The organism is Photobacterium aphoticum (assembly GCF_001029435.1).
GTDB classification, from domain to species: Bacteria; Pseudomonadota; Gammaproteobacteria; order Enterobacterales; family Vibrionaceae; genus Photobacterium; species Photobacterium aphoticum.
This window is the reverse complement of record NZ_LDOV01000004.1, coordinates 82438-109014: the sequence shown is the minus strand read 5'-3', so window position 1 is coordinate 109014 and position 26577 is coordinate 82438. Positions and strand designations below refer to the sequence as shown.

17 protein-coding genes, 1 rRNA gene and 1 riboswitch are annotated in these 26577 nt (G+C 53.9%); of the genes, 12 read left to right on the top strand and 6 right to left on the bottom strand.

The features are described 5' to 3' along the window. The first annotated feature begins 26 nt into the window (after positions 1-26). Together rrf and metA are read left to right on the top strand one after the other, a co-directional pair. A 5S ribosomal RNA gene (gene rrf, locus ABT58_RS02460) occupies positions 27-142 on the top strand. A 239-nt stretch (positions 143-381) separates the two neighbouring features. Next, positions 382-1323, top strand: coding sequence for a homoserine O-acetyltransferase MetA (gene metA / locus ABT58_RS02455; RefSeq protein WP_047872778.1), 942 nt, complete (start codon positions 382-384; stop codon positions 1321-1323). Between the two features lie 56 nt (positions 1324-1379). On the opposite strand, the gene ABT58_RS02450 is transcribed toward metA, so the two are convergent. Next, a complete protein-coding gene (locus tag ABT58_RS02450; RefSeq protein ID WP_047872777.1) occupies positions 1380-2666 on the bottom strand; it encodes a cation:proton antiporter in 1287 nt (428 codons plus the stop codon). A gap of 197 nt (positions 2667-2863) precedes the next feature. On the opposite strand from ABT58_RS02450, the gene metH reads away from it, so the two are divergent. Further along, entirely contained in the window at positions 2864-6538 is a 3675-nt protein-coding gene (metH, locus tag ABT58_RS02445; RefSeq protein ID WP_229821751.1) for a methionine synthase, read from the top strand. Between the two features lie 121 nt (positions 6539-6659). Here the strand turns inward: metH and lysC are convergent, their stop codons facing one another. After that, on the bottom strand, positions 6660-8039 hold the full coding sequence (gene lysC, locus ABT58_RS02440) for a lysine-sensitive aspartokinase 3 (RefSeq protein WP_047872775.1): 1380 nt from the start codon (positions 8037-8039) through the stop codon (positions 6660-6662). Between the two features lie 114 nt (positions 8040-8153). Next, positions 8154-8338, bottom strand: a riboswitch (Lysine riboswitch). 259 nt (positions 8339-8597) lie between these two features. Here lysC and ABT58_RS02435 point away from each other — a divergent pair. Then, the gene (locus ABT58_RS02435; protein ID WP_047872774.1) at positions 8598-9716 is read left to right on the top strand and encodes a pyridoxal-phosphate-dependent aminotransferase family protein; all 1119 of its coding nucleotides are present in this window, start codon (positions 8598-8600) and stop codon (positions 9714-9716) included. 80 nt (positions 9717-9796) lie between these two features. Here the strand turns inward: ABT58_RS02435 and ABT58_RS02430 are convergent, their stop codons facing one another. Together ABT58_RS02430 and uvrA are read right to left on the bottom strand one after the other, a co-directional pair. After that, positions 9797-11554, bottom strand: a complete 1758-nt coding sequence (locus tag ABT58_RS02430; RefSeq protein WP_047872773.1) for a PglL family O-oligosaccharyltransferase — start codon at positions 11552-11554, stop codon at positions 9797-9799. Between the two features lie 100 nt (positions 11555-11654). Beyond that, entirely contained in the window at positions 11655-14498 is a 2844-nt protein-coding gene (gene uvrA, locus ABT58_RS02425; RefSeq protein ID WP_047872772.1) for an excinuclease ABC subunit UvrA, read from the bottom strand. Positions 14499-14778: 280 nt separating this feature from the next. Between uvrA and ABT58_RS02420 the strand changes: the two genes are divergently transcribed. Continuing rightward, positions 14779-15336 carry a single-stranded DNA-binding protein gene (locus tag ABT58_RS02420; RefSeq protein WP_047872771.1) on the top strand — a complete coding sequence of 186 codons (558 nt, stop codon included), beginning with the start codon at positions 14779-14781 and terminating at the stop codon, positions 15334-15336. Between the two features lie 266 nt (positions 15337-15602). Here ABT58_RS02420 and ABT58_RS02415 read toward each other — a convergent pair whose 3' ends face one another. Both ABT58_RS02415 and ABT58_RS02410 read right to left on the bottom strand, forming a co-directional pair. Then, on the bottom strand, positions 15603-16805 hold the full coding sequence (locus ABT58_RS02415; protein WP_047872770.1) for a putative manganese transporter: 1203 nt from the start codon (positions 16803-16805) through the stop codon (positions 15603-15605). Positions 16806-16931: 126 nt separating this feature from the next. Next, positions 16932-17843, bottom strand: a complete 912-nt coding sequence (locus ABT58_RS02410; protein WP_047872787.1) for a LysR family transcriptional regulator — start codon at positions 17841-17843, stop codon at positions 16932-16934. Positions 17844-18143: 300 nt separating this feature from the next. Between ABT58_RS02410 and csrD the strand changes: the two genes are divergently transcribed. The 7 genes from csrD (at position 18144) to ABT58_RS02375 (ending at position 26577) form a co-directional block, all read left to right on the top strand. After that, positions 18144-20111 (top strand): RNase E specificity factor CsrD, encoded by a 1968-nt coding sequence (gene csrD, locus ABT58_RS02405; protein ID WP_047872786.1) that lies wholly within the window; start codon positions 18144-18146, stop codon positions 20109-20111. 139 nt (positions 20112-20250) lie between these two features. Next, positions 20251-21774, top strand: coding sequence for a PilN domain-containing protein (locus ABT58_RS02400; protein WP_156168806.1), 1524 nt, complete (start codon positions 20251-20253; stop codon positions 21772-21774). Continuing rightward, positions 21771-22430: an MSHA biogenesis protein MshJ gene (locus tag ABT58_RS02395; RefSeq protein WP_047872769.1), complete on the top strand. Its 660-nt coding sequence runs from the start codon at positions 21771-21773 to the stop codon at positions 22428-22430. The genes ABT58_RS02400 and ABT58_RS02395 overlap by 4 nt, the downstream gene beginning before the upstream one ends. Continuing rightward, complete coding sequence (locus tag ABT58_RS02390; RefSeq protein ID WP_053062930.1) at positions 22423-22758, top strand: hypothetical protein; 336 nt, start codon at positions 22423-22425, stop codon at positions 22756-22758. Before ABT58_RS02395 ends, ABT58_RS02390 begins: the two co-directional genes overlap by 8 nt. A gap of 17 nt (positions 22759-22775) precedes the next feature. Further along, on the top strand, positions 22776-24410 hold the full coding sequence (gene mshL, locus ABT58_RS02385) for a pilus (MSHA type) biogenesis protein MshL (RefSeq protein WP_047872768.1): 1635 nt from the start codon (positions 22776-22778) through the stop codon (positions 24408-24410). A gap of 3 nt (positions 24411-24413) precedes the next feature. Then, a complete protein-coding gene (locus ABT58_RS02380) occupies positions 24414-25280 on the top strand; it encodes an ExeA family protein (RefSeq protein ID WP_047872767.1) in 867 nt (288 codons plus the stop codon). Then, positions 25273-26577, top strand: a complete 1305-nt coding sequence (locus ABT58_RS02375) for a tetratricopeptide repeat protein (protein ID WP_047872766.1) — start codon at positions 25273-25275, stop codon at positions 26575-26577. Before ABT58_RS02380 ends, ABT58_RS02375 begins: the two co-directional genes overlap by 8 nt.

Below are 26577 nucleotides of genomic sequence, written 5' to 3'. Positions count from 1 at the left end.
GCCAAGGCGGTAAATAAACGAATTTGCTTGGCGACCATAGCGTTATGGACCCACCTGATCCCATGCCGAACTCAGTAGTGAAACGTAACAGCGCCGATGGTAGTGTGGGGCCTCCCCATGTGAGAGTAGGACATTGCTGAATCCCCTTTAAAACCCAGCCTACGGCTGGGTTTTTTCATTTCTATCCTTTGTAACTTTCTCTCTTCTCCCCTTCCTGTTATTAAATTTCTTCATCATCCCTGTGTTTGCTTCAATTCTTTTTACCCTGTTTTTCTTGCATGTGATCTGAAACTCTTATAGTTTTATTTGGATATCTGGACGTCTAAACTTCTTTCGGTTTGCCTGACGTCACCCGGTTCTATGTTTAAGGAGTAAACTCAGATGCCCATCAAGATCCCAGATCGCCTGCCTGCGACAGATGTATTGCGGAGCGAAAACATATTTGTCATGTCAGAGGCTCGGGCGGCCAGTCAGGAAATTCGTCCGCTGAAGGTCTTGTTATTGAACCTCATGCCGAAGAAGATTGAGACGGAAACGCAATTTCTTCGCCTGCTCTCTAACACGCCTCTACAGGTTGATATTGAACTGTTGCGTATTGATAACCGGCCGACCAAGAATACGCCGACGGAGCATCTGGATACCTTCTATCGTCAGTTTGAGATGGTAAAAGACCGTAATTTTGATGGCTTGATTGTCACCGGGGCACCGCTGGGTTTGGTGCAATTTGAAGACGTGCTGTATTGGGAAGAGATCCAAACCATCATGGCTTGGGCGAAGGAGCATGTGACCTCCACCCTTTTCGTCTGTTGGGCCGCACAGGCTGGTCTGAAGCTGCTCTATGATTTACCGAAACGTACCCGTAAGAACAAGCTCTCAGGCGTCTACACGCACCGTACGTTAGATTGTCACCATCCACTCCTACGTGGCTTTGATGATTCTTTCCTGGCGCCTCATTCGCGTTATGCGGACTTCTCGCCTGCCTATCTTGAAGAACACACAGATTTAGACATTCTTGCCACTTCGGAGCAGGCTGGTGTGTATTTGGCGGCGACGAAAGATAAACGTAATGTATTTGTCACCGGTCACCCAGAGTATGACGTGGATACGTTGCATAATGAGTATATGCGCGATACCGGTGAAGGTATGGAGCCGATGATCCCGGTGAACTACTACCCGAATAATGATCCGGAACAGCCACCGATCGCCAGCTGGCGTAGCCATGGGCATTTGTTGTTTGCCAATTGGCTGAATTACTGCGTGTACCAGCAAACACCGTATGATTTGGATCGGTTCTCTGAAGCGAACTTTACCAAAGACGAATAATGCGATACATACAAAAAAGGCCTGTCACTGACAGGCCTTTATGCGTTTTCTATGGATTACGCTTTATTGCGATTGGCTTCCCACGCTTTGGCTTTATTGATCAACGGTACAATGGTTGAGCCTTGGATCAAAATCGAGAACACCACAACGGAATAGGTCATTACCAGAATGATCTCACGGACATCGATGTTCTTCTCTGGGATCACCATGACCCCCGCAGGGATAGCCATCGCCATGGCAAGCGCCAGGCCGCCACGTAAGCCGCCCCACGTCAGGATGCTGACAGACATCGGGTTGTAGTCGCGGTAGCGGTGAAAGCCAACGTAGGCCAGTTTTACGCTGAGGTAGCGGCCGAGCAGAACCAATGGCACAGCCAGCACCATTAAGATCCAGTCTTCTTTGTGGAAGGTAAACAGCAGCATGCTCATACCGATCAGCAAGAACAACACGCCGTTTAAGAACTCGTCCACCAATTCCCAGAAGTGATCCAGGTGAGCTTCACTCTCTTTAGAAAAGCCGATATAGCGCGTCCAGTTACCGATCATGATACCGGCAACCACCATCGCTAATGGGCCTGAGACATGCAGCACTTCTGCCAAAGCATAACCTGCCGTTGGGATCCCCAAGGTCAGTAGCAATTCCATCGAGTGGTCGTTGGTGGCGCTGATCAAATAATGGAACGCCAGACCCAGTACAAAGCCGTAGACGATACCGCCGATCGCTTCTTGCAGGAAGAGTTGGCCGACGCCTAATACGGTAGGGGCTTCATCGCCAAAGGCAATCGTGAAGAGGGTGACGAAGATAACCAGGCCGAAACCATCATTGAACAGGGATTCCCCTTCAATTTGGGTTGAGATACGTTTAGGGGCGTGGAGTTTTTTGACGATAGCCAGAACAGCAATCGGGTCAGTAGGAGAGATAAGGGCACCGAACAGCAAACAGTAGATGAGATCTAACGGGATCCCGAGCGCTTGGCAAATCCCCCATAATGCGCCCCCAATGAAGAAGGTGGAGAACAGGGTGGCCCCGAGTGCCAGCGTGGTGATTTCCCACTTTTGATCTTCGAGGTGGGGGAGCTTGATCCCTAACCCGCCAGCAAACAATAAGAAACCGAGGATCCCTTTAAGCAGGAAGTCTTCAAAATTGATTTCCGCCAGTTGTTCGGCAGCAATGGTGTCGAGATGGAACCAGCCACTTTGACCGGCAATGATGATAAAAAGTGAGAGGATCAATGCACCGGCAGTGATGGCGATAGTGGTCTGCATCTTACCGATTTTGCTGTTTATAAAGGCAATCAGCATTGCGGCAGCGGCAAGAAAACAGAGAGTGCTGTAGACAGACATTCCGTGACCTCGATATGGCAGCTAAGTAAAGCATTCAATTGTAATAAAATATAAAACCATCCTATACCGATAGCGACAGATTATTTATCGATAAATGACATTATTTATTCACATTGACTGTAAATAGACGTCTAGATTTCCATCATCGCTATGGTAGGATGTGACATAGCTGTAACATTAATGGAAGGATGAATGTGGTGTTGACGAGCAAGGATGTACTTCAAAAGCGGATTGGTGAGCAGATCCTGATCATAGATGGTGGGATGGGCACCATGATCCAGGGTTATAAACTCGATGAGCAGGATTATCGTGGGACGCGCTTTGCAGACTGGCCTTCAGATCTGAAAGGCAATAACGATCTGCTGGTGCTGACTCAGCCGCAACTCATTCAGGATATTCATACCGCTTACCTGGAAGCGGGGGCCGATATTCTGGAAACCAACACCTTCAATGCGACCACCATCGCCATGGCTGACTACGATATGGAAAGCCTGAGTGCGGAAATTAACTTGGTGGCAGCGCAATTGGCCCGGGCAGCAGCCGATGCATGGACGGCAAAAACGCCAGAGAAACCCCGTTTTGTCGCCGGGGTCTTAGGCCCGACGAACCGCACCTGTTCGATTTCACCGGACGTGAATGATCCGGGCTACCGTAACGTCACGTTTGATGAGCTCGTGGAGGCGTACTCTGAATCGACCCGCGCCCTGATCCAGGGGGGCGTAGATCTTATCTTGATCGAAACCATTTTCGATACCCTCAATGCCAAAGCGTGTGCTTTCGCAGTAGAGAGCGTGTTCGATGAGCTCGGTTTCAGCCTGCCTGTGATGATTTCCGGCACCATTACTGATGCTTCTGGCCGTACTCTGTCAGGGCAAACCACCGAAGCGTTTTACAATGCTTTGCGCCATGTTAAGCCGATCTCGTTTGGCCTGAACTGTGCATTAGGCCCGGATGAGTTGCGCCCGTATGTGGAAGAGCTTTCCCGTATTTCTGAATGTGCGGTCTCCGCGCACCCTAATGCCGGCCTGCCCAATGCCTTTGGCGAGTATGACTTGTCACCGGAAGACATGGCGGAGCATGTGAAAGAGTGGGCGGAAAGCGGCTTTTTGAACCTGATTGGCGGCTGTTGTGGTACCACGCCAGAGCACATTCGCCAGATGGCGCAAGTGACTGAGACGATAGCGCCACGTGTGTTGCCGGATATTCCGGTGGCGTGTCGCTTGTCGGGGCTGGAGCCGCTGACCATTGAAAAAGAGACCTTGTTCATTAACGTCGGTGAGCGTACAAACGTGACCGGCTCAGCCCGCTTTAAGCGCCTCATTAAAGAGGAGCAATACGACGAAGCGCTGGAAGTGGCTCGTCAACAGGTGGAAAACGGCGCCCAGATCATCGATATCAACATGGATGAGGGGATGTTGGATGCTGAAGCCTGCATGGTGCGCTTCCTTAACCTGTGTGCGTCAGAGCCAGAAATCTCCAAAGTCCCGGTCATGGTCGACTCCTCGAAGTGGGAAGTGATTGAAGCGGGCTTGAAATGCATTCAGGGCAAGGGGATCGTGAACTCCATCTCGCTTAAAGAAGGCAAAGCCAAGTTTGTTGAGCAGGCCAAGTTGATCCGTCGCTATGGCGCGGCAGTGATTGTCATGGCCTTTGATGAAGTGGGTCAGGCAGAAACCCGTGCCCGTAAGTTGGAGATCTGTACTAACGCTTATCGCATTCTGGTGGATGAAGTAGGCTTTCCGCCGGAAGATGTCATTTTCGATCCCAATATTTTTGCGGTCGCGACCGGGATTGAAGAACACAACAACTATGCGGTGGACTTCATTGAAGCGGTGGCTGATATCAAACGTGATTTGCCGCATGCGATGATTTCCGGTGGCGTATCGAATGTGTCCTTCTCGTTCCGTGGCAATAACTATGTGCGTGAAGCGATCCATGCCGTATTCCTCTATCACTGTTTCAAGAACGGGATGGACATGGGGATCGTCAATGCCGGCCAGTTGGAAATTTACGACAACGTACCGGATAAACTGCGTGAAGCCGTGGAAGATGTGGTGCTGAATCGCCGCTCTGACAGTACGGAACGTTTACTTGATATCGCTGCGGAATATGCCGGTAAAGACGTCGGCAAAGAAGAAGATGCCTCTGCGCTGGAATGGCGCACCTGGCCGGTAGAAAAGCGCCTCGAGCATGCCTTGGTGAAAGGCCTGACAGAGTTCATTGTGGCAGATACGGAAGAAGCCCGCGTGAAGGCGGCTAAGCCGCTGGAAGTGATAGAAGGCCCGCTCATGGATGGCATGAACGTGGTGGGCGATCTGTTTGGTGAGGGTAAGATGTTCCTGCCACAGGTGGTGAAATCCGCCCGTGTAATGAAGCAGGCTGTCGCTCACTTAGAGCCTTTCATCAACAAGGAAAAACAAGCCGGTTCATCCAACGGTAAGATCTTGCTGGCCACGGTAAAAGGTGATGTGCATGACATCGGCAAAAACATTGTCGGGGTGGTACTGCAGTGTAATAACTACGAAATCATCGATTTGGGCGTGATGGTACCGTGCGAGAAAATCCTCAAAGTTGCCAAAGAAGAAAATGTCGACATCATTGGTCTGTCAGGATTGATCACCCCTTCACTGGATGAAATGGTGCATGTGGCCAAAGAGATGGAGCGCCAAGGGTTTGATTTGCCGCTACTCATTGGCGGTGCGACCACTTCGAAAGCCCATACGGCGGTTAAGATTGAGCAAAATTACCAGCAGCCGGTGGTGTATGTGAATAACGCTTCACGTGCCGTTGGTGTGTGTTCATCACTGCTGTCAGACACCCTCAAGCCAGCGTTTGTGGAAAAGCTACAGGCGGATTATGACGTGGTGCGTGAGCAGCATGCCCGCAAGCGTCCGCGCACTAAACCGGTCACACTGGAGGCGGCGCGTGCCAATAAAGTCGCGATCGACTGGGCGGCTTATACGCCACCGGTACCGGCGCAGCCGGGGAGCCATGTCTTTGATGAGATGGATGTGGCGACCTTACGCCGTTATATCGACTGGACACCGTTTTTCATGACCTGGTCTTTGGTCGGTAAATACCCGGCGATTTTGGAGCATGAAGAAGTCGGGGAAGAGGCTAAGCGCCTGTTTAAGGATGCCAATGATCTGTTGGATCGCGTTGAACAGGAAGGGTTACTGAGAGCGCGCGGCATGTGTGGGTTATTCCCGGCGGCTAGCGTCGGTGATGATATCGAAGTGTACACCGATGAGTCCCGCACGGAGGTGGCTCAGGTACTGCATAACCTGCGCCAGCAAACGGAGAAGCCAAAAGGGTTTAACTACTGTTTGTCGGATTACATTGCACCGAAAGAGAGCGGTAAGCCCGATTGGATTGGCGCGTTTGCGGTGACCGGCGGGATAGGAGAGCGTGAGCTGGCCGATGCCTATAAAGCGCAAGGGGATGATTACAATGCGATCATGATCCAAGCGGTGGCGGATCGTCTGGCCGAAGCCTTTGCAGAATACCTGCATGAGCACGTACGTAAAGTGGTATGGGGGTATGCCGGCGATGAAAACTTGTCGAACGATGAGTTGATCCGTGAGAAGTACCAAGGGATCCGCCCGGCTCCTGGGTATCCGGCCTGTCCGGAGCATACCGAAAAAGGCAGTCTGTGGGCGTTATTGAAGGTCGAGGAAACCATCGGTATGTCACTGACGACCAGCTACGCCATGTGGCCGGGGGCGTCGGTATCGGGGTGGTATTTCTCTCATCCGGATTCACGCTACTTTGCCATCGCCCAGATCCAAGCCGATCAGCGTGACAGCTACGCGGATCGCAAAGGCTGGGATACGTTGGAAGCCGAGAAATGGTTGGGGCCGAACTTGTCTTGATGAAGGTGAGTTAACCCGTATCTGGCCGGGGGAAGGAAAAACAAAAAGGCACTCAGTGAGTGCCTTTTTTACGTTTCATGTGCAATGCACGCTTATTGATTAAACGGCTTCTTGATCGCGCTTATTCAAACAAGGTTTTGTGCAGGGTTTTCACCACATCACGTGATTCTTCGGTGTTCACCAGGAAGCACAGGTTGTGGGCGCTGGCACCGAAGCAGATCATGCGAGGGCTGTATTGCTCGAGTGCACCAAACACTTGTGTGGCCGCGCCAGGGGCATCACCCAGCTTGTTACCGATCAGGGCAACCAGACACAGGTTCTGCTCGACTTCCACGCGGCACAGTTTGCTGAGCTCTGCGGTGGCAGCGGCTGGCAGGTTCGGCGCACCACCACCGGTGTCGGTCTGATCCAATGTCAGCGAGACACTTACTTCAGAGGTGGTGATCAAATCCACGGACACTTTATGTTCGGCCAGAATGCGGAAGACTTCAGACAAGAAGCCGTAGGCCTGGAACATTTTAAGGCTGGTCAGTGTCACCATGGTTTGGTTGCAACGCAATGCCAATGCACGGAATTTCGGTGGCTGTGCCACATGCTGGCGGATCCAGGTGCCACCTTGTTCAGGAGCTTTTGATGAGCCGATAAATACCGGGATCTTCTGGCGTACCGCTGGCAGCAGGGTCGACGGGTGTAGGATCTTTGCACCGAAGTTCGCCATCTCAGACGCTTCGCTGAAGCTGATTTCTTTGATCGGCTTGGCGTTGGCGGTAATGCGTGGGTCGGTGCTGTACATGCCCGGTACATCCGTCCAGATCTCGAGGGTCTCGGCCTGAATCGCTTCTGCGACCAATGCGGCACTGTAGTCACTGCCGCCACGGCCTAGCGTGGTGGTCTGGCCTTGCTCATTGGAGCCAATGAACCCTTGAGACACAATGATGGTGTCGTTAAGCAGCGGTTGCAGGTGTTGGTCTGCCAGTTGGCGGATCGCGTCAACATCCGGAACGGCTTTACCAAACTGGCTGTCGGTACGCATGATAGGGCGAATATCAAAGCGTGTTGCGGGTGCACCCATTTCATTCAGGATCTGGGTGAACAAGAAGGTGGAAAGTAATTCGCCGTGCGCGACCAATTGGTCAGTGAGCGCAATAGACGGGGCGTACACGGCTTCTTCGGCCAAAGCGGCTACTTGTGATAGCAGCTGGTGGATCTCGCCTGCGACGCTGTCTGGCTGAGCTAAATCATTCAGAATGTTCTGATGAATGGTGTGTAATTGCTGTAGCCGTTGTGAGCGCTGCTCGTTATCGGCAATTCCATTTGCTAATTCAACCAGCAGGTTGGTTACGCCAGAGCACGCACTGATTAAGACCACTTTTGCTTGTGGGTTATTCTTAATAATGGTTGCACTCAAGCTCATGGCGGCATGATCGGCTACACTGGTGCCGCCAAATTTCGCTACGGTGATCGGCGGAGGAACAGTAAAGTTATTATCAACAAAGCTCACAACGAGTCTCCCTGTAAGATAGAAGTAAAGTCTAATACAAAAAGGGGGATGACTCGGGATCAGGATCCCGACACAGTGTCAGGAGAATCTAGTGGTAAGATCTTGGTAGATATGACGACCAGAAGCTCCCCATCTTTCCCGTCTGTAAGAAAGATGACAGCCAGAAGGATTCAACCTTCAAAGCCGATATGCCATGCCCCCTGTCATGCCATATCTCGGCGTTACTCCCCCTCTCAAGATTGCTTTGGGGTGGGGCCCCGCAATCATCGATACCTGGGTAACGCTCCTCTTCTGTTTTCACCAGAGGCAAGGGATGCCATCAGGATGAACAAAAAATGTGCTTTATTGAAGCGGATTTACAGCCTGCTTGTCAATTCCCTTTAGCATAAAATTGAAACTTTTTGCAAAATACTGTCATAACTAAGTCATAAAGCTGTGTTCGCTATCGGTATAACAGCCACTTAAACAGCACAATCGGCGGGGAGCTGATATAGTCAGTAAGGATAGTTTGTTATGCCATCCCTTGATTTGCATTCTAATCTTCACGGAGGAAACACCATGACCATTGGCAGTTTTATCCCCCCTCAGCGTACGCTAATGGGGCCGGGACCGTCCGATATTTACCCGCAGGTCTTACAGGCCTTGAGCCGTCCAACGATTGGCCATCTCGATCCGCTGTTCATTGGCATGATGGATGAGCTGAAACAATTGCTGCAATACGCGTTTCAGACCCAAAACCCGTTTACGATTGCCGTTTCAGCGCCGGGCAGTGCCGGGATGGAAGCCTGTTTTGTGAATCTCGTTGAGCCGGGTGATACCGTGATTGTGTGTCGCAACGGGGTGTTTGGCGATCGCATGCGGGAAAATGTCGAGCGTTGTGGCGGTATCGCGGTGATGGTGGATAACGCATGGGGTGAGCCTGTGGATCCGGCCTTGGTGGCAGAAGCGTTAACCGCACACCCTGAAGCGAGCATCGTGGCGTTTGTGCATGCCGAAACGTCAACCGGCGCATTGAGCGATGCCGAAGCCATTGCCAAACTGGCGCGTCAGCATGACTGCCTGACCATTGTGGATGCAGTGACCTCATTGGGTGGCGTGCCTTTGCTGGTGGATGAATGGCAATTGGATGCGGTGTATTCGGGCAGCCAGAAGTGTTTGTCGTGTGTGCCGGGGCTGTCGCCACTGACGTTCTCAGCGCGGGCCATTGAGAAAATTCAGGCACGTAAGACGCCAGCGCAAAGCTGGTTTTTGGATCAGAGTTTGGTGCTGGGCTACTGGAGCGGAGAGGGCAAGCGTAGCTATCACCATACGGCGCCGGTGAACAGCCTGTATGCCTTGCATGAAGCCTTGGTGCTACTGAAAAATGAAGGACTGGAACAGGCCTGGCAACGTCACCGTGACATGCATCAGACACTGCGTGCCGGGCTTGAAGCTTTGGGGATCACCTTTGTGGTCGATGAAGCGCATCGCTTGCCACAACTCAATGCTGTATACATTCCTGAAGGCGTTGATGATGCGGCCATTCGTGCCCGATTATTGAATGACTACAACCTCGAAATCGGGGCGGGGTTGGGTGCGCTGGCGGGCAAGGCGTGGCGCATTGGCTTGATGGGGTATGCCGCGCGGCGTGAAAATGTGGCGCTCTGCTTACGCGCGCTCGAGACGTGCCTGAAATAATTAGCACGCAGCTTACGGATAGACAAACGGCTACCTTTGGGTAGCCGTTTTTATAGGATGAATCGTTGTAGTGAGAGCGATCACTGAGCGGTATCGGATACCGCCTTTTCCTCGGGCTGGGGCGCTGTGTGAGTCACCCATGACGCGGCTTGTGCCGGGAAGAGGTACAGTGCTTCCTGATAAATCTGCTCCGCTTGATCAGGTTGCCCCAATGCCAGATAGGCACTGATCAGATTTTTATACAGATCAGGGCGAGGCCAGATTTTGGCTTTTTCCTGTGCCCAATTGATGTATTCCTCGATCATCGCTGGATTCTGGCTGGCGGTGCCGATTTGTAACTGCGTGACATGCAGATCCCATTCAAACCGATTATGCCAGGCCCACGGATTGTTCACCTTCAGCAGGTAATCAATATTGATCGGCTGGGTGGTTTCATACTTGGTCAGCAGGTAACCCGAATACAACGTGGTGGCCATATAACTGGTGATCGCCACGGGCAGCAATAACACCACCATACGCAGCGGCAGCAAATGTTTGATGGATTTTCGGTAGTACTTGGCCGTCAGGTTATCCACCCAATGGATCAGAATAATAAAAACAATCCAGTGCGGCAGGGAATGATAAAACGGGTATTCCAACTGCGTGTGCAAGGTGATTGGGAAGAATAATCCCACCAAGGCTAACTGGGTGCCGGCTCGGGCTTTTTTGACTTTCAAAAAGACTGCTGCTGCTGCCATCAAGAGGCCTAATAACGGTACGATGCCGCCTTCTGCCGCCCAGAAAACCAGTTCATTATGCGGGTGATCTAATCCGGCCATGCCTGCCGGACGCGCCGGATCGGCATGGTGCCAGTGAGCGGTTTGGGTCAGGTAACTAACTTCAAAGGTACCATAGCCATAGCCGGTCAACGGCTTGTTCAGGAACATGTCGGCCGCTTGCGGGATGTGCATGGCCCGTGCGCTGACCAAGCTTAAGCGTTCTTCTTTCGGTGACCAGTCGGTGCTGCTGTTCAGCGCCCATGAGACGGTTAAGCCCAGTACCACCATTAATGACCAAATTCGCCATTGGGCTTTGGCGCCAAACTGACGCAGATACGGCAACATCATCAGACTGCCGACCACCGCAGCCAGCCAACCCGTACGAGAACTCAATACCACCAGCAGAGGAATGGTAGCGACAGGGGTCAGCAGTAAGCAAACATGTTGCCATGACCATTTGCCACGATACATCGGAATGCGCGCCAGCATATAGGCCGACAGGACCAGACCGGTGGCCAGGAAAGAGGCCATGACATTAGGTTGCTGGAAAATGCCGTACGGACGGTTCGCGACGGTGTCATAGCCAAACGGGTTGCCCGGTTCAAGCAGCAAAAACTGCACCCAACCAAACAGGGTTTGGAGCCAGACAGCGGCTAAAATCAACCACAATAACCGTTGGCGTTGGGTATGAGTGAACGAGAACTGTTGTAAGCCCACAAAGAACAGCCACCCGGCCCAGAGACCGGTTAAACGGGGTAAGGCTTCTTCGGCCACCGCTTGCGGGTAGAACACCGGCAGGGTGAGCAGCACACAGCAGACAAACAGCACCAAAGTCAGGCGGGAATAACGCCAGACTTGCTGGCGGAAGATTTCCAACAGGCCAAAGGTGATGGCAAAGCCAAACGGGATCCAGCTCAGCGTGTTAAATGAAAGCTCCAGCCCAGCACCACCCGGGTTATGCTGAAAATAGTGCATGGTGAGCAGGAACAGAATGCCCAGTGAAATCAGGAATGGTTTCACCATGGGTTTGCTGATCCCTTTCTCCGCCAGTGTGGTGCCTTTGACATAGAGCACAGTCATTGTGGTTCCCTGTGAAAGTGAATGAGGTAGAGGTAGCCGCTATAAAACAAAACCGGGCCTGATAGCAGCCCGGTTGTGTGTGGTCTTGTTATCTTGCTGATTATTGTACTGAGGTTCCGCCAGTCAGCAAAGGTTTCAGGAAGCGGGCAGTGTGAGAGCCTTGCACCTCGGCCACCGCTTCAGGTGTCCCGGTTGCAATGATTTCACCGCCGCCACTGCCGCCTTCCGGTCCTAAATCAATGATCCAGTCTGCGGTCTTGATCACATCCAGGTTATGCTCAATCACCACAATGGTGTTGCCGTGATCGCGCAGGCGATGCAGGACGTTAAGCAATTGCTGAATGTCGTGGAAGTGCAGGCCGGTGGTTGGCTCATCCAGAATATACAGGGTCTTGCCGGTGTCGCGTTTTGACAGCTCTTTCGCCAGTTTTACACGCTGCGCTTCACCGCCCGACAGCGTGGTTGCCGCTTGGCCCAAGCGAATGTAAGACAAGCCGACATCCATCAAGGTTTGCAGTTTGCGCGCAATGGCCGGTACCGCATCAAAGAAGGCTCGGGCGTCTTCCACGGTCAGCTCCAGCACTTCATCAATGGTTTTGCCTTTGTAGCGCACTTCCAGCGTTTCGCGGTTATAGCGTTTGCCTTTACATGCATCACACGGCACATACACGTCCGGCAGGAAGTGCATTTCGACTTTGATCACGCCGTCACCCTGACAGGCTTCACAGCGACCGCCTTTGACATTGAAACTGAAGCGCCCCGGCTTGTAGCCACGAGCTCGCGCTTCTTGCGTGCCCGAAAACAGTTCACGGATCGGGGTGAAGATCCCGGTGTAGGTCGCGGGATTCGAGCGCGGCGTTCGGCCGATCGGGCTTTGATCGATGTCGATCACCTTATCGCAGTGTTCCAGATCTTGGATCTCACGGTATGGCGCAGGCTGACCGCTGGTAGCACCATTGAGCTGGTGGTGTGCGATCTGGAAAAAGGTGTCGTTGATCAGGGTCGATTTACCTGAGCCGGAGACACCGGTGATACAGGTAAATAGGCCGACAGGGATCTCAACGTCCACGTCTTTCAGGTTGTTGCCCGTCGCGCCCAGCAGTTTGACGGTGCGGGCCGGATCCATCGGTACACGCTCGGTCGGGATCGCAATGGCTTTTTCGCCGCAGAGGTACTGGCCGGTCAGTGAGTCTTTGTTGGCCAGAATGTCGTCCAGTTTGCCTTCAGCAATGATGTTACCGCCGTGCACGCCTGCACCCGGGCCGATATCGATGATGTGATCGGCCATGCGGATCGCATCTTCATCGTGCTCAACCACAATCACGGTATTACCCAGATCACGCAAGTGAGTCAGGGTCTTCAGCAGGCGCTCGTTGTCACGCTGGTGGAGGCCGATAGACGGTTCATCCAACACATACATCACGCCGACGAGACCCGCACCGATTTGGCTGGCCAGACGAATACGCTGGGCTTCACCACCGGATAAGGTGTCAGCACTGCGGGACAGGTTCAGGTAGTTCAGGCCGACGTTCACCAGGAAGCTGAGGCGATCGTTGATTTCTTTCAGCACCTTTTCAGCGATTTTGGCTTTTTGCCCTGTCAGATCCAAATGGCTGAAGAAGTGTACCGCTTCACTGATACTCATCTCGCTGACGGTCGGTAACGTGGTGTCGGCGATGAAGACGTTGCGCGCTTCCAGACGTAAGCGCGAGCCGTCACAGCTGCTACACGGTTTGGTCGAGACAAACTTCGACAGCTCTTCACGGACTGAGTTAGATTCGGTTTCGCGGTAACGACGCTCCATGTTGTTGAGGATCCCCTCAAACGGGTGGCGACGCACGGTGATATCCCCGCGATCATTGATGTACTTGAACTCGATGTTGATCCGGCCGGAGCCGTTGAGGATCACGTTCTGTACCGTTTTCGGCAGGCTGTCGAATGGCGCTTCGACATCAAAGTCATAGTGCTCTGCCAGCGATTTCAACATCTGGAAGTAATAGAAGTTGCGCTTATCCCAGCCACGAATCGCTCCGCCGGCCAGACTTAACTCGCCATTTTGGATCACGCGCTCAGGGTCAAAGAACTGTTGTACCCCCAGGCCATCACAGGTACCACAAGCACCGGCCGGGTTGTTGAACGAGAACAGGCGCGGTTCCAGCTCTTGCATGCTGTAGCCACAGTGCGGACAGGCAAAGTTGGCCGAGAACACGATTTCTTCGTGCTCGCCTTCGGTCATCGGGCTGACCACCACCGTGCCGCCAGACAGTTCCAGCGCGGTTTCAAAGGATTCGGCCAAGCGTTGTTGCAGATCGTCACGGACTTTGAAGCGATCGACCACCACTTCGATGGTGTGTTTTTTATGCAGCTCCAGTGTCGGTGGATCAGACAGATCACAGACCTCTCCGTCAATGCGGGCGCGGATGTAGCCTTGTGCGGCCAAGCCGGCCAGCGTTTTCACGTGTTCGCCTTTGCGGGCTTTGACGATAGGGGCCAGCAGCATCATTTTGCTGCCTTCCGGTAACTCTAAGACTTTGTCGACCATCTGGCTGATGGTTTGCGCGGCCAGCTCTACATGGTGGGTAGGACAGCGCGGCTCGCCGACACGGGCGTAAAGCAGACGCAGGTAGTCATAGACTTCGGTGATGGTCCCCACGGTAGAACGCGGGTTATGAGACGTCGATTTTTGCTCGATGGAAATGGCCGGCGACAGGCCTTCGATATGGTCAACATCAGGCTTCTCCATCAAGGACAAAAACTGGCGTGCATAGGCCGACAGGGACTCGACATAGCGGCGCTGACCTTCAGCATACAGCGTATCGAAGGCCAGAGAGGATTTCCCGGATCCCGACAAACCGGTGATCACAATCAGCTGATCCCGAGGCAGCGTAAGGGAGATGTTCTTGAGGTTATGGGTTCGGGCACCCCTGACTTCGATCTTATCCATATCGGTATGCTTACTATTGACTCATTGGTGAATGCGGCATTATGGCACAGCCCAATAGACCGCGAAAGAAAAAGGCTGTATAAAAACACAGTTGGCTGTATAATTATTGCGCGTAGTCAGGCTAAGGGATAAGCCAAGAGAGATAGATCATATTTGCCATTGATTCCTCTCCCTCAACTGTTCTTAACAGGTCGAAGCATGATAGACTGCGCGATTAAGTATAAACTTTCAATAACGACTCGGTGATCAGCTTGAGTCGGTAATGAGATCGGAGAGAACTATGGCCAGTCGTGGCGTAAACAAAGTTATCCTAGTGGGTAACTTGGGTAATGATCCTGAAATCCGTTACATGCCAAGTGGCGGTGCAGTAGCAAACATCACTGTTGCTACCTCTGAGTCATGGCGCGATAAGAACACCGGCGAGCAGCGTGAGAAAACTGAATGGCACCGTGTGGCGCTGTTCGGCAAACTGGCTGAAGTTGCGGGTGAATACCTACGTAAAGGTTCACAGGTTTACATTGAAGGTCAACTACAGACCCGTAAATGGCAGAACCAGCAAGGCCAAGATCAGTACACAACGGAAATCGTGGTACAAGGCTTCAATGGCGTAATGCAAATGCTGGGCGGCCGTCAAGGCGGTCAGGGCGCACCAATGGGTGGCCAACAGCAGCAAGGTGGTTGGGGTCAGCCTCAGCAGCCTGCACAGCAGCAGAACTACGGTCAGCAGAACAACAACTTTGCGCCTGCGCAGCAGTCTGCTCCTCAGCAGCAGCCACAGTCTCCTGCACCGCAGTACAACGAGCCACCAATGGATTTTGACGACGACATCCCGTTCTAAGCAACCTTGTCCGTCTGATATAAAAAAGCCCCGCATGATGCGGGGCTTTTTGCGTTTTGGTGCTGGGTATTTTTGTACCGGTACTTGGGTTCTAGGTTACCCATTTTTTGCGATGGCTCGTTGGCGGCCATGTCTTGTTTATAGGCGTGTTACGTGTGGTGTTGCGCTGGCGCTTGTTAGGCGTACTTCTGTTGTGTTGTTATCGCTCTTTCTATTCAGTCTGGCCCTGAAAAATGCCAGTGGCAAATCGGGTTGTTTGAGCGCGATCACTCAAACAGGAAAAAGTACCCATACGCGACAATCAGCGCCGGAATGGATGAATAGAGAGTCGCGACAAGGGCGGCTTTCGGCGCTAAGGCTATGGCCGGGAACAGGGCATCGCCGTCATTGCTGATAGCATTACCAAGCTGGGCAGACAGCGGTACCGTACCGGACAAATACAAACCGGTGACCAGAATTTGTGGTCCACAGCCGGGCAGTAACCCGATCAGTACGCCCATCAGAGGCAGCAGCAACAGCCAGTTGGAGAATACGGCCGCCAAATCAATCCCGCTCCAGTACATCGACAGCTCAAAGATCAAGAAAGCCGCAATGACCCAGCTGGTCACAAAATTGGTGTCTTGTGCTACGCGTTGGAACAAGTTAGCGGTGCGGTGTTTGGGATCTTCCGCAACAGCAGATTCATAGTCGGTAATGTCCCGGCTGACGGACCATAACAACATGGTCACCAGCGCGGCACCGGCCCCGATGATGCTGATGGTGTCAGCGGGCAGGTGGAAAGTGGCATCCACGTCCATCTGCAAGGAGCCCATGATGGCGACGACGCCAGCAGGAACCAGCATCCATTGCCAGAAACGGCCTTGCAGGCGGATCATCGGTTGTCGTTCGGTGTGCGTTGACGTGCTGCATGCGCATTCGTTGAGAGTCTGTGTCTGGCCCGATGGGCGCAGAAAATCAGTGCCATGGATACGGTCGATGATCAGGCCGGAGATCACCCCCACCACAAAGCCCACGGCAATCACAAACAGGCCGGTGCCAGGCTCGGCAGCAATAAGCAGGAAGGCGGCATCGCCCATGGTGGCGGTCAGCACCGCGACCACCGCGCCGAAACTGAGTTTGCCGCGCACAAATTGAGTGATGACGACAATGGCCCCGCCGCAGCCGGGTAGAGCGCCCATGGCGGCGGCGAAAAGTACCTGAAATCGCGTGCTACTTGCTAATAAGGTGCTGAGCCGGGTCGCCCGTTGATTTAACTGGGCTGCCAGCGCATGGTAAAGGGTCAGCGTTGCGGCGACATAAGCGGCCACTTGCCAGAAAGCATCCGACAAGACGGCGACAGTGAGTTCACGGGTGCCGGCAGAGGCCGCCAGCAGGGCGATCAGGATAATGGGTAAGATCAGGCGTTTATTGGCTAAGCGCGCTAATGGATAAGGTAACGGGTGATTCAGTACTCTTGGTAACGACGCCATTCGAGTTCTCCGAATGTGTTCAGTGAGAAGGGATGCTCATTATTTAAATGCAAGTGAGAATCATTATCAACTGTTTTTTGTTCACCTATGCTAAATAGATTAACACACAATACGGAGACGCTACGGCTAACGCTGGCTGCTCAGGGTCGTGTCTTGCGCGCCGGGTTTGGCTTTGGCCTTAATAAAATCAATGAATAACTTGGTTTTGACGTGGTTGTAGTCCAGCTTCGGATAGTACGCATAAGCGGAATTGACGGGCTGACGCAGACTCGGCAGAACCGGTACCAGTAAGCCTTTACTTAACTCGCGCCGTACCGTGTTTTCCCCCACCAAAATGATCCCCATCCCCGCAACGGCGGCGGCAACCAGGGCTTCCGGATTTTGAGTGGTGAAGTTGCCTTTCAGGCGCAAGCGCACCTCATTTTCAAACACATGCTCTTGTTCATGGCCATGCGTGCCAAACAACAAGCAGTTGTGCTGGGTCAGTTGCTCGGCAGTATCAATGTCCGGTTTGCCTTCCAGGTAGCTGGGTGCAGCGTAAAACCCCGGCTGGAAATCAAACAGGCGCGTGGCGATATAGCTGGCGGAGTTAAAGTCAGTCAGGGTTTTACTGATGAACACATCCAAATTGAGATCCGGCAATTGGCCGGGGGTGATAGTGTGCAGTTCGACCTGAATATTGGGGTAGGTATCAATAAATTCAGCCAGATAATGCACCAGCAGGCGGCTGCCTGTGGCGAGTGGCGCGCCGATGCGTAATACGCCGCTGACCTCACCGTAGGTCGACGTGGTTTCTGCCAGCAGTTGCTGCCAGTCATCCAGCAGACGGGCACTGCGCTGGTAGAACAGGCGACCGGCATCGGTCATGGTCAGGCTGCGTGTGGTACGTTTGAGTAACTGCACGCCAAGCTGTTTTTCCAGCCAGGCTAAGCGTTTGGAGAGTGCGGAACTGGAGGTATTCAGCCGGGTCGCGGCTTGTGCCAGTGAGCCTTGATCAACCACCATAACAAAGCTTTTTGTGCACGTGATCCAATCCATGTTCTCTGCGTCCTCTTCTTCACTGTTGTGGCGCATTTACGCCGTTCCCCATCAAGCCTTAACAGTATCATGATTGTTGGGGGGAGAAAGCGTTTTTCATGACGGAGGACGCCTGCGAGTGGGATTGGGCTGTGCGTTGTTCGATTAATGAGTAAAGTGTTGGTGTCAGCACTGACATTTCGTGGCAGAGAATGGTATTTTGAGGGCAGTTCCTTGCTGTTAGCGTGGCATCCGTCGCATGTCAGCCAGCAGGGAGACAGGGATTACAACGATTTCTTTTGGCGGACGATTCAGCACATTATGAGAAAAGCATCGGGCATGAAGCTCACCAACCGTTTGGTTGCCTTCGTTACATTGATTGTGATTTGCGCCATCTTTGTCATTTTTATTGGCGGCGCACTGAGTTTCCGTAAGCTGGGACAAGATTACCTGACTCATTATCTGGATGGGATCGTCGAAGTGATCGATCAGGAGATGGCCGATCCCGATGGGGCAACGTCCATGTCACGTTGGCTGCCGAAGCTGCTTAAGGCCAGTAATGTGGTCGAGCTGGAAATCGGCAATGAATCAGGCGTAGTGTATGCCTTTAAAGGGCTGCAAAAACTGCCGGATCCCAGCATTCTTCATCACAGTGACTATGCCCTCAAACAAAATCCCGGCTTTTATGTGCGCCTGCAATCGCTGCCGCCCTACACCGAATTTACCTACTCCATTGGTGCCATGTCATTCATCAGCTTGGCTATCGGGATCATCATCCTCGGGTTGATCTGGGGGCTGGACTGGTTGCGCCGTCAGCTGCTCGGCTCTGAACTGTTAGAAGAGCGCGGCAGAATGATCCTGGCTGGCAGGGTCGATGAGCATGCCATTGGTGATGAACGGGAATGGCCGGCTACCGCCAGTCTGGCGTTGGATCAGATGATCACCGAGCTCAAGGATGCCCGTCAGGAGCGCAGCCGCTTTGATACCTTCATTCGTACCCACACCTTCTTGGATCAACTGACCGGCGCGGCGAACCGCGTGCTGTTTGATAGTCGCCTGCAATCGATGCTGCAAGATCAGGATAACCACGGGGCGGTGATCGTGATCCGCATTGCTGATTGGGATGAACTGGTCAGCGAGCGTGGCCGTGAAGTGGCGGATGAATTGATCCAGGATGTGGGCGTGGTGCTGTCTAACTTGGTACAACGTTATCCCGATACCGTGCTGGCCCGTTATTTTGATGCCGAGTTTGCCATTTTGCTGTCGCAGCAGTCGGTCAAAGAAGTGAAGCTGTTTACCAATCAGATCATGCATGCCTTGGATCGCCTAGTGCCTGCCGCGCCGCTGGAAGCGGATAACTGGTGCCATATCGGGGTGACCTTCTGTGCCAGCGGGGAGCGCCGAGGCCGCGTGATGGACGAAGCGGATATGGCCTTGCGCAGCGCCCAGTTGCAGGGCACCAATAGCTGGTATGCCTTCAAGAAAGATCAGCAATTTGAAGATGCCCGAGGCAGTGTGCGTTGGCGAACCCTGCTGGACACCATCTTCAATCGTGAAGGGGTGATCCTGTATCAACAGCCGGTGGTGATGTTGGATGAGACGGTGTTGCACCGTGAGCTGATGTCCCGTATTCGTGATGAAAACGGCATGCTGATCAAGGCTTCGCGCTTTATGCGTGCGGTGGAGCAGGTAGGATTCAGTGCCCGCATGGATAAAGTCGTGGTGACACAAACGCTGCGTTTACTCCGACAGCAACCGGTGACTGACGCCCTGTCCGTCAACCTGAGTGTGGAAGCGCTGTTGGATAAAACCTTTGTGAAATGGCTGCGCAATGAATTACTGCAAACGCCACGCACGGTATTGAACCGGTTATCGTTTGAAATTCCGGAAGGGGGACTGGTGAAGCACTTGGATGCGATGCGTCCGGTCACCCGTATGTTGGTGGGGCTGGGCTGTAAGCTGGTGGTTGACCAAGCGGGACGTACCATTGTCAGTACCCACTACATCAAAGATATACGTGCAGATTATATTAAGCTGCATCGTAGCTTGGTAAGAGAGATAAACTTGCGCCAGGAGAATCAGTTATTCGTAAGAAGTATGCTGGGTGCTTGTGCCAATACTGACGCTAAAGTTATTGCTGTCGGGGTCGAAAACCATAAAGAGTGGCAAGTTTTACAGCAACTGGGTGTCAGTGGTGGACAAGGTCGCTTTTTTGCACCGGAATTATCGGTCGAAAAGGGGACATTTTCTAATGATAAAGTACTGAATATGTTTCATAAACGCTCATAATTCATCGGTTAACCACGACTTTGTTGGGCTAATCTCGATATACTGGCCAAAAACTTGACACATCTTCCAGTTTTTAAGCGATAACCTTTTTACTTACTGTTCAGGTTGTCGTGTACGCCGAGTATTTCAGAAGCCTGACATGTTATCGATAAAAACCCTCAAACAGAAAAAGCAGTCGTTCGTGGCAGGCGTGGCCCTGTTCGCCGATCGGCTGGCTTTGGTGTACCGGGTCGACACCGCATGGCTGGCGGATGAAGAACCGGTGCAGCAAGTGGCGGAGTGGCCAGCGGCGCTGCGTCGTTTGCTCGAACGCCACCCGCTCAAAGGGTGCGGCTTGCGTCTGGTGCTGGGGCACGGCCTCTACCAGAGCATGCTGATCGATAAGCCGGAACTGCCCCGCGAAGAATACCCGACCGCATTGCCGTTTCTGGTGCGTGAATTAGTCAATGAATCCCCGCAAGAGTTGGTGGCGGATGGCTTCCCTTCGCCATTAAAAGATCGCCTGCAGGTGTTCTGTACCCAGCGTCGTCCATTGGAGCAGCTTGCTCAGGCGTGCACCGAGGGCGGCTACAGCTTGCTGTCGGTGTCGGCCGAAGAAGCGGTCTGGGGGCAGTGGATCCACCCTCAGCAAAGCCAACTGTTACTGCATCGTCGTGGCCTCGACAATCTGCAACTTTCTGCCTTTAAACAGCAAACCTTATGCTTCCAGCGCCAGCTTCGTGGCTTTGGCGTACCGCTGTTGCCGGCGGGCGGCGAGTCAGATATGAAGGCGGCCCTGCAACTGGACAGCTTGGCATTGGAGCTGCAGCGTTCGCTCGATTTCCTTAGTGCACAATTGCGTGACGCGCCGATCACTCAAGTGGTGATTTCCTGTGATGAAGATGACGACCAACAATTGGCACAGGCACTGAGTGCACGTTTGAGTGTCAATGTGGAAGCCGTGGCACCGCCTCATGCTGCATTGGCCCATAATGCCGTGCGTATCGCATATGCGGCCGCGATGGATCAGGCCCCGCACGGGATCAATTTCTACAGCGATGCACTGAAGCCGAAAGTCGAGCGTATGACGCTGACGAACGTGGTGCTCAGTTGGGGTGTCATGGCGCTGGTACTGGCCGCCGTGATGGGCTGGCAAGGGTGGCAGCAGCATCAGGTACAGACACAGCGCGACAGCGTACAACAAGAATTGCAGCAAGTGCTGGGGGAGATCCAACATACCCAGCGCGTGTTAGCCTCCCGCGTGCCCAGCCCGTTGAAACACCAACTGGCTGAGCGACTGGCACAACAGTTGGCCTCTAAACAGTCGGCGTTGGCGGTGATCAGCCAGCATGATGACAGCTTAACCGTCGGGTATGCGAGTCTGTTACAGCAGCTGGCACTGGCGGATAGCCAGGACATTGCCCTGCAACATATTCATGCTACCGGCACGCAACTGAGTCTGTCAGGACTCGCACGCACCCCAGCGGCTGTGCCGGCCTGGGTGCAACAATTTCAACCGTATCCGGCCTTGGCATCCCGCCGTTTTCAGCAGATGGTGCTGGAGCGAGACAGTGAGCAGCGCCTGATCTTTTCGCTGCAAGGCTCACTCAACCATGTGGCCAATAATGCGGTCAACAATGCGGGTCATATTGCGGCTGCAACCGCTCAGGGGGGGACACAATGAGTCGGGGACAGACGTTGCCTCGTTGGCAGGCCCTGTGTGAGAAATTCGCTGCGCTGACGCGACGTGAGCAGTGGCTGATCGCCTTAACCGGCTGGATTGGCCTGCTGTTTATCGGCGTGATTGGGGTGATTGAGCCGCAGTTCAACGCCTTGTCGCAGGCCGAAGCCAACCTTGTGACGCAACGCAATGCGGTGGTGACCAACCGTAACAGCCTTATTCTACTGGCGCGTCAGTTAGCCGCCGATCCGAATGCGGACATTGACGCGCGGATCACCCAATTGCAGCAAGCAACCCAGACGCTCGACAGCCAGCTCGGGGATCGTATCGCCAGCTTGGTGACACCGACGGAGATGGTCGCGTTGATGGAGCAGGTGTTGCTGCATTCCTCGCGTCTGACGCTGGAGCAACTGATCTCGCTGCCACCGGAAAAACTGCCGGTCGGGGAGTCACAAACCCACGGCTATTACATTCATCCGCTGAAACTGACTTTCCGTGGGCGTTACTTTGATGTGGCAGCTTATCTGGCTGCGTTGGAAGCCTTGCCGGTGAAATATTACTGGCAGAGTCTGCACTATCAGGTGGAAGCGTACCCGTGGGCATCCGTAGAGCTGGTGGTGTACACCTTGGGCGAAAGTGAGGATTTCATCGGTGGTTAAAGCGATGGTTTGGGTGTGGCTGAGCCTCTGTGTGAGCGTGGTTGTCTGGCCGGTTGTGGCACAAGGCGATCCGACCGCCCCGTTAAGTTGGCAGGCGCCGCGCAGCACACCACGTGCCACGGTGGCACGTTTACCCCAGTTGCAAAGCATCATTTGTCAGGGAGCATCGCATCCCTGTTACGCGATCCTCAATGGCCGCACGCTGGCGGTGGGGGAACGCATTCATGGCTATACCTTGTCGAGCATTCGTGACGATGAGGTTACGTTGGTGCGACAAGGGCGGCAATGGCGATTGTCGCTGTTTGCCGCCAACGTCATCACAGAATAAAACGAGAAGTAGTTATTATGCGTGGATTAGTTGTAGCAGCGCTCATTGCTTCTTTGGCAGGGTGTTCTGCCAATATGGGGCACCGTGATCCGGTGGCGGTGAAAGGGGCGTTGAATCAAGCCGCGAACGAAGCCCACAGCCGACCGTTGATGGCGTTGCCTGACTCCGTGAATGCGGATTTGATGCCGAGCTTGTCCGGGCAAGATCCGATCATGCGTGCACCGCTGGAAAAGCGTTTTCGCGTGAATGCCCATAATGTGGATGCCAAAGCGTTTTTCGGCAGCCTTGTGAAAGGCACGCCGTTTAACATGGTGATCCACCCGGACGTGAAAGGGCGTTTATCCCTGTCATTGCGAGATGTCACCTTAGATGAAGTGCTGGGCGTGGTCTCGGACATTTATGGTTATCACACTACCCGTCAGGGCAACATTATTCAGGTCTTCCCGGCGACGCTGCGCACGGAAGTGATCCCGGTGGATTACCTGCAATTGCAGCGCCGAGGGGTGTCGTTGACCTCACTCACCACCGGCTCCATCACCAATGGTGACACCGGTTCGAGCGCGTCTGGCAGCAATAATGACAGTGGCGGCAATACGCAGCGCAGCGGTACGACTACCGGCGGTACCACCATTGAAACCGTATCGGAAAGTGATTTCTGGCGTCAGTTGGAATTGGCGGTGTATGCCATGATCGGCCAAGGGGACGGACGCAGTATTGTGGTTTCGCCGCAGGCCAGTCTGATCTCGGTACGTGCCTTCCCGAACGAGTTGCGTGAAGTGAAAACCTTCCTTGGGGTCTCGCAGGAACGTTTGAAGCGTCAGGTGGTACTGGAAGCGAAAATCATGGAAGTCACCCTGAGTGATGGCTACCAGCAGGGCGTGAACTGGAACAATATCTCCAAGTCGATTGGCGGCACGGATGTCATTTTCGGTCGTCCATCGGCCGGCGATACCTTACCGGGTGGCGATGCGATTTCAGCCCTGCTCGGCGGGCAAACCAATATCACGATTACCGACGGTAACTTTGAAGCCGTGCTGAGTTTTCTCTCAACACAGGGCGACTTGAATGTGCTCTCCAGCCCGCGCGTGACCGCCGCGAATAACCAAAAAGCCGTGATCAAAGTGGGTAACGACCAATACTTCGTGACCGATGTGGCCGGGGGCGAGGTCAACAGTGACGGTGGCAGTGCGTCACCGGATATTGAGCTGACCCCGTTTTTCTCCGGGATCTCGCTGGATGTGACGCCGCAAATTGATAACGACGGCGGGGTGTTGCTGCACGTACATCCGGCGGTGGTAGACGTGGAAACCGAAGTGCGCGATATCGCCCTGGGGGAGTCGTTCGGTACCTATAAATTGCCATTGGCGAAAAGTTCGATCCGTGAGTCGGACTCTATTATCTATGCCCGCTCGGGCGATGTGGTGGTGATCGGCGGGTTGATGAAATCATCGACCGTGGAACAGGTCAGCAAAGTGCCGCTGCTGGGGGATATTCCGGCGTTGGGGCACCTGTTCCGTAACGTGAACCAATTGCAGGCCAAAACCGAGTTGGTGATTTTGCTTAAGCCGACCGTGGTGGGCGAGCAGACCTGGCAGCAGGAAATTGAACGTTCCCGCGCGCTGGTGAACGAGTGGTTCCCGGACGAGGGATAAACCGTGTACCAAACCCATTTCAATCTGGTGTCGGCCCCGTTCGGGCTGACACCCAATACCCACCTGTTTCATGCCTTACCGCCGCACCTTGAAGCGATTGAAACCACCTTGTCTGCCCTGCAGATGGGGGAAGGGATCATTCAGATCGCCGGGGAGGTCGGTACCGGTAAAACGTTGGTGTGTCGCATGTTGATTAACCGTTTACCCGCGCACATGGATCTGGCTTATTTGCCGACACCGGCCTCATCCGGTCAGGCATTGCGACTGGCGTTGGCGCGCGAGTTAGGGCTGACCATCACGCCAGGCATGCAAACGGATGAAGCGTTATTGATTGAGCAGTTGCAGCTCACCTTGCTACAACGCAAAACGGCAGGACGCTCGGTGGTGGTGATGATCGATGAGGCGCAGGCACTGCCGGATGATGCGCTTGAAGCGATCCGTCTGCTGGGCAATCTGGAAACCGAGCAGGACAAACTGCTGCACATTGTTCTGTTTGCACAGCCGGAGTTAGACAGCCGCTTAGCCGCGCATCACTTGCGCCAATTTCGTCAGCGCATCACCTTTCGCAGTGCCTTACGTCCGCTTACGCTGGAAGAAACGGCCGCCTATATCGAATACCGTTTAGCGCGCTCGGGCTGTTATCAGCCGCTGTTTAGCGTGCCCTTGTACAAAGCGATCTGGCAGGCCAGCCAAGGGATCCCGCGTTTGATCAATCAACTGTGTCACAAAACTTTATTGGCGACCTGCTGCGATCGCCGCGATGAAGCCAACCGGGAAGCTGTCTTGTTAGCAATCAAAGATACTGTGGGTGCGCGCCAGCCGCGTTGGACGTACCCGGTTTTATGGGGATGGCAGTCGCCACATGAGTGAACTCAATAGAAAACTGCAGGCGTTAAGTCAGCAGCAAGGCGTGAAGCCGGCGGATTTGCAGCCGGCGATCGTCAAGCCGTTACCGCGCCGTTTTGCCTGGCACTGGTTAGGCTTGGGCGTGGTGGCGATGAGCCTGACAGGCGCGGCGGGCTGGTGGCTGGGCACGACGTCGAGCGCGACAACCCCAACGATCGTTGCCACGCCAACCTTAACGGAAATCCCAACTTCAACGACAAGCACGCCATCATCGGCACAGGCGGTATTGCCGGTACTGGTATCAGACGCGCCCGACGTCGAGGCGATACCGGTTGTTGAGGCCATGCCTGCATCTGCTCCCGAAACGGTTTCCGGAACCGTTCCGGGAACCGTTTCTGCACCGGCTTCAGAACCGGCTTCAGAACCGGCGACAGCGCCTGTCGTCAATGCGGTGGCTGACGTGCGTGTTGCTGTGCCGAAGGTCGAGCCGGTGAAGCCCGTGACGTCTGCTCTTGTTACTCATGCGCAGCCTATAGCCGCAGAGCCACAACACCGTGATGTGGCCGAGGTCTCAGAGGCCAAGCGCACGCCGCCTGTGATGGCTGCCCCCCCTGCCAACGCCGAAGTTAAGCAAGCCGCCTTGCCCAAGTCTGAGCAAGAAATGCGAGCACAAGATCCCGCTTCCGGCCTGCACATTGAAACCGTGGAGCTGGATGCGGACGCATTGGCGCAAGTGGAATACAACAAAGCTGAAAAAGCCCTCAAACAAGGGGACAGCCGCCGGGCGATGCAAGCCTTAGAAGCCGCGCTGGAATACCAGCCCGATTGGGTGTTGGCCCGTCAAAAACTGGCGGCCTTGTATTACGGGCGTAAGGATAACCGTCGCGCCATGGCAATTTTGCAGCAAGGCTTGCAGCGTGACAGCGGGCAGTCTGAGCTGCGTGTCACCATGGCTAAATTGCTGGTCAATGAATCACAAGAGCAAGCAGCGCTGAGCGTGCTGCAGGCGATGCCGGATGACGGCAACAGCCGCTATCTGGCGATGCGTGGCGCATTAGCACAACAGCTGCATCAGCCGGCACTGGCGCTGAGCAGTTATCAGCGGTTGGTGCACGATCAGCCCTATGACGGTCGCTGGTGGATGGGGCTGGGCATTGCCTTGGAGCGTACGCAAGCCTTGGCAACCGGCAGCGAGGCCAAAGTGTCAGCCGACAGCATTCGTCATGCCTATCAGCAAGCGTTGTTGATGGGGCAAATCTCCAACCAATCACAACAATTTATCCAGCAGCGTTTAGCGGTGCTGGCCAGCCAGAAGGGATAA

Excerpts from the sequence above, each read along its gene's own strand:
- uvrA (WP_047872772.1), bottom strand. The coding sequence starts at position 14,498 with ATGGATAAGATCGAAGTCAGGGGTGCCCGAACCCATAACCTCAAGAAC.
- ABT58_RS02435 (WP_047872774.1), top strand. The coding sequence starts at position 8,598 with ATGACCATTGGCAGTTTTATCCCCCCTCAGCGTACGCTAATGGGGCCG.
- ABT58_RS02420 (WP_047872771.1), top strand. The coding sequence starts at position 14,779 with ATGGCCAGTCGTGGCGTAAACAAAGTTATCCTAGTGGGTAACTTGGGT.
- ABT58_RS02395 (WP_047872769.1), top strand. The coding sequence starts at position 21,771 with ATGAGTCGGGGACAGACGTTGCCTCGTTGGCAGGCCCTGTGTGAGAAA.
- ABT58_RS02430 (WP_047872773.1), bottom strand. The coding sequence starts at position 11,554 with ATGACTGTGCTCTATGTCAAAGGCACCACACTGGCGGAGAAAGGGATC.
- csrD (WP_047872786.1), top strand. The coding sequence starts at position 18,144 with ATGAGAAAAGCATCGGGCATGAAGCTCACCAACCGTTTGGTTGCCTTC.
- ABT58_RS02410 (WP_047872787.1), bottom strand. The coding sequence starts at position 17,843 with ATGGATTGGATCACGTGCACAAAAAGCTTTGTTATGGTGGTTGATCAA.
- ABT58_RS02375 (WP_047872766.1), top strand. The coding sequence starts at position 25,273 with ATGAGTGAACTCAATAGAAAACTGCAGGCGTTAAGTCAGCAGCAAGGC.
- mshL (WP_047872768.1), top strand. The coding sequence starts at position 22,776 with ATGCGTGGATTAGTTGTAGCAGCGCTCATTGCTTCTTTGGCAGGGTGT.
- ABT58_RS02400 (WP_156168806.1), top strand. The coding sequence starts at position 20,251 with ATGTTATCGATAAAAACCCTCAAACAGAAAAAGCAGTCGTTCGTGGCA.
- ABT58_RS02450 (WP_047872777.1), bottom strand. The coding sequence starts at position 2,666 with ATGTCTGTCTACAGCACTCTCTGTTTTCTTGCCGCTGCCGCAATGCTG.
- metA (WP_047872778.1), top strand. The coding sequence starts at position 382 with ATGCCCATCAAGATCCCAGATCGCCTGCCTGCGACAGATGTATTGCGG.
- ABT58_RS02415 (WP_047872770.1), bottom strand. The coding sequence starts at position 16,805 with ATGGCGTCGTTACCAAGAGTACTGAATCACCCGTTACCTTATCCATTA.